5 protein-coding genes and 1 tRNA gene are annotated in these 2,931 nt (G+C 62.8%); 4 read left to right on the top strand and 2 right to left on the bottom strand.

What is annotated here, in order from left to right:
- Nucleotides 1–217, top strand: a 217-nt coding sequence (locus tag ACE3UY_RS04845) for a DUF5678 domain-containing protein (protein ID WP_374686422.1), incomplete at its 5' end; no start/stop codon positions are given.
- A gap of 74 nt (nt 218–291) precedes the next feature.
- Here the strand turns inward: ACE3UY_RS04845 and ACE3UY_RS04840 are convergent.
- A complete protein-coding gene (locus ACE3UY_RS04840; RefSeq protein WP_374686421.1) occupies nt 292–732 on the bottom strand; it encodes a hypothetical protein in 441 nt (146 codons plus the stop codon).
- A 139-nt stretch (nt 733–871) separates the two neighbouring features.
- On the opposite strand from ACE3UY_RS04840, the gene ACE3UY_RS04835 reads away from it, so the two are divergent.
- Nucleotides 872–1,120 (top strand): hypothetical protein, encoded by a 249-nt coding sequence (locus ACE3UY_RS04835; protein ID WP_374686420.1) that lies wholly within the window; start codon nt 872–874, stop codon nt 1,118–1,120.
- Nucleotides 1,121–1,279: 159 nt separating this feature from the next.
- Here the strand turns inward: ACE3UY_RS04835 and ACE3UY_RS04830 are convergent.
- Nucleotides 1,280–1,361 (bottom strand) — tRNA-Leu (locus ACE3UY_RS04830).
- A 98-nt stretch (nt 1,362–1,459) separates the two neighbouring features.
- Here ACE3UY_RS04830 and ACE3UY_RS04825 point away from each other — a divergent pair.
- Together ACE3UY_RS04825 and ACE3UY_RS04820 are read left to right on the top strand one after the other, a co-directional pair.
- Nucleotides 1,460–2,059, top strand: a complete 600-nt coding sequence (locus ACE3UY_RS04825) for an RNA polymerase sigma factor (protein ID WP_374686419.1) — start codon at nt 1,460–1,462, stop codon at nt 2,057–2,059.
- A gap of 10 nt (nt 2,060–2,069) precedes the next feature.
- Nucleotides 2,070–2,931, top strand: an 862-nt coding sequence (locus ACE3UY_RS04820; RefSeq protein ID WP_374686418.1) for an anti-sigma factor, incomplete at its 3' end; no start/stop codon positions are given.

Raw genomic sequence — 2,931 nt, 5'->3', positions numbered from 1 at the left:
TGCCCTGCACCCGAGCCTAAAGACGCAATACTACGGCCGGCACGTCGCCATCCTCGACGGCCAACTGATTGACCATGACGGGGACAAGGTCGCCCTCTACCGCCGGATCGCGGCGCGCTACCCCGATCGCTTTGTCTGGCTTACGACCGTTGAAGATGAGCCGCTGCCGACGATCCATGCGCGTTCGCCCCGATTGGTTGCCTCCGACTCGAAGTGACGCTGAACGGCTCAGAACACACCGTGCTGGCGCATTCCTGAAGTGGCTTTTGGGTAGTGGGGGAGAGGGCCGGATTATCGTCGAATGAAGATTGCGCCGTCTAGAGTCATTGCGTCAACCTTCTGTTTATAGTCGAAGCACACGATCTCGCCCGGCTGCACTAAGCAAAATTTGTTACCGCTTAGTTGCCAATCGCCGCCGAAGCTGTCGCCAGAGGCCATCGACACGAAGAAGGTGCGGTCAGCGTTGATAATCATGGCGTCGCCGTTGCCGTTCTCCCAGCCTCCGACAGGGGAATCGGTTCCACATGCGCCGCAATCGTTGCGAACAGTGGTAAACACTCTGAAGGGATCGACCGTCGCTTGCGGCCGGGGCGCGGCGGGATGGCGGGAATCATCCGAACGCGAGATGAGTACAAGCGCCCCGAAAAGTAGTAGCACAAGGCCGATAAAAAGCAGGAATCCCGGAATGCTAAATCCATCCCGCGACTTTGACTTATTTGGTTGCGTGGTCACGTGTGACTCCTAACGTTGGATTGGTGAAATAGCGCTTAAACTGGCTAATCCAATCGTATTGCCGGCGACTTACAGGAATGATTAAGCAGCCGGTAAATAGGTCATGGCGCTCATCGATTCCGGCGCTGACTCTACCAGCGTGCCGCTTTCGTACCTGGAGCAACTGCGGGCGCGTCGCAATCGGAAAGCGTGGCTGCGGGGCACGACGGGTGATCGGCTGCTGGTAGACTTGTACGCCGTCGCCATCGGGCTTGGCCCCTATAAACAAGGCTGGCTAGAGGTTATCGGCGATGCGGTCAACGAAGAAGTGGTCATTGGGCGGGACGTGCTCAACCATCTTGAAGTGACGCTGAATGGCCCGGGACACACCGTGCTGTTACATTCCTGATGTGCGCCGTTCGCCGAGGACTGAGTCTGCGCCCTCAGATGCGGCCCTTGGACGCGAAGTTCCCCTTTCCAAACGCGAAGTGCGCATCTGAGGATGCGCACTCTGTAGCAGTCATTGCCGTACGTTGCCTGCCTGACCGGCCAGACTATAATTCGTTCATGCCGAAGGTGGGAATCGAACCCACACTCCCGAAGGAACACGATTTTGAGTCGTGCGCGTCTGCCTGTTCCGCCACTTCGGCCAGGGTCAATGCGGAGCCGAGTATAGGCCAAGACGCGCGTTCTGTCAATTTGGCCGACAGACCTGACAGGTTTTCTGAAACCTGTCAGGTCTACTAATATGAACGAAGAGTCGCTGATTCAGCAAGCCCAGCGCGGCGACGTCGTCGCCTTCAACCGGCTGGTGGTGCAATACCAGGAGCTGGTATTCAACGTCGCCTACCGCATCATGGGCGACCCGGCGGCGGCCGAGGACGTGGCTCAGGAGACGTTCATCACCGCTTACCAGAGCTTACGCACCTTCCGCGGCGGCAGCTTCAAGTCGTGGCTCATGCGTGTGGCCACCAATCGCTGCTACGACGAGTTGCGCCGCCGCAAGCGCCGCCCCCAATCCTCCCTCGACGAGATGACGGACGAGAACGAGTCCTACGCCTTTCTGCGCAGCCCCGCCGACGGCCCGGAGGCCCACCGCCAGCGCGTGGAACTGGCCCAGGCCATCGAGCACTGCCTGAAGGCGCTGCCCGACGACCAGCGCATCGCCACCGTGCTGGGCGACGTGGAGGGTTACGACTACCAGGAGATCGCCACGATCACGCGCGTCTCGCTGGGCACGGTCAAGTCGCGCATCAGCCGCGCCCGCGCCAAATTGCGCGACTGTTTGCAGGCGGTTGGGGGGGAACTATTACCGGCGGCCTATCGTCTAGAATCTAGCGAAATGTAGGTGGCTAATCATGCTTGACTTTAGGCGCGACCGCGGATCGAACGAGGACAAACGCCAGGAGATGCTGAGCGCATATCTGGACAATGCCCTCGCGCCGGCCGAACGGGCCAGCTTCGAGGCCCAACTGGCCCGCGATCCCCGCCTGCGCGCCGAGGTCGAGCAACTGCGGGCGCTCAAGCTCCAACTGCGGGCCATGCCCCGGCGGCGCGTGCCGCGCAGCTTCGCCCTCAACCCGGCGACCTATGCCAAACCCAAGTCCCAGCCGTTGCTGCAACTGTACCCGGCCCTGCGTGGGGCCACGGCGTTGGCGGCGTTCCTGTTCATCTTCGTCCTGGCGCTGGGCGTCTTCCGCGGCCAGTTCGGCGGGGTCGGCCTGCCCGCGCCGTCCGCTGCGGTGGCCGAGGTTACTAGAGTAGTGGGCGAGGAAGATGTCGCGACGTTTGGAGGGGTGGAAGAAGCCGCGCCGGAGGAAGCAGCGGCCCCCGTCGAGGAAACCTCCCGTGAAGCGGGAGAGGAGCCTGCGGCCGAGCTGGCCGCCGCCGAAGCCCCCGAGGTGGTGACCGAGGAAGCGGCCGCGGCCGCCGAAGCCACCGCGCCCGAGGGCACGACCGCCCCTATCCCGGAAACGGAGCTTGCCCTGCCCGCGCCCGAGGCGACGTCGGAGTTACTCGATCAGACCGGGCCGGATGAGAGCGAGGCGGCCGGCCAGGAACAGACATTCGAGGCGACGTTGACGGTCGTCGCGCCGACGGTCGAGGCGATTGCCGAGGCGGCCCCCGCGGCCGAGGCGGAGACGGCGCCCCAGGCTCCTGACGCCGGAACGGACATGCTCCTATTGCTGCAAATTGGGCTAGGCGTCCTCTTCCTGGTGC

This window comes from Promineifilum sp. (SeqCode), assembly GCF_041918635.1.
Lineage (GTDB): Bacteria > Chloroflexota > Anaerolineae > Promineifilales > Promineifilaceae > Promineifilum.
This window is presented reverse-complemented; position numbering and strand designations above follow the sequence as displayed.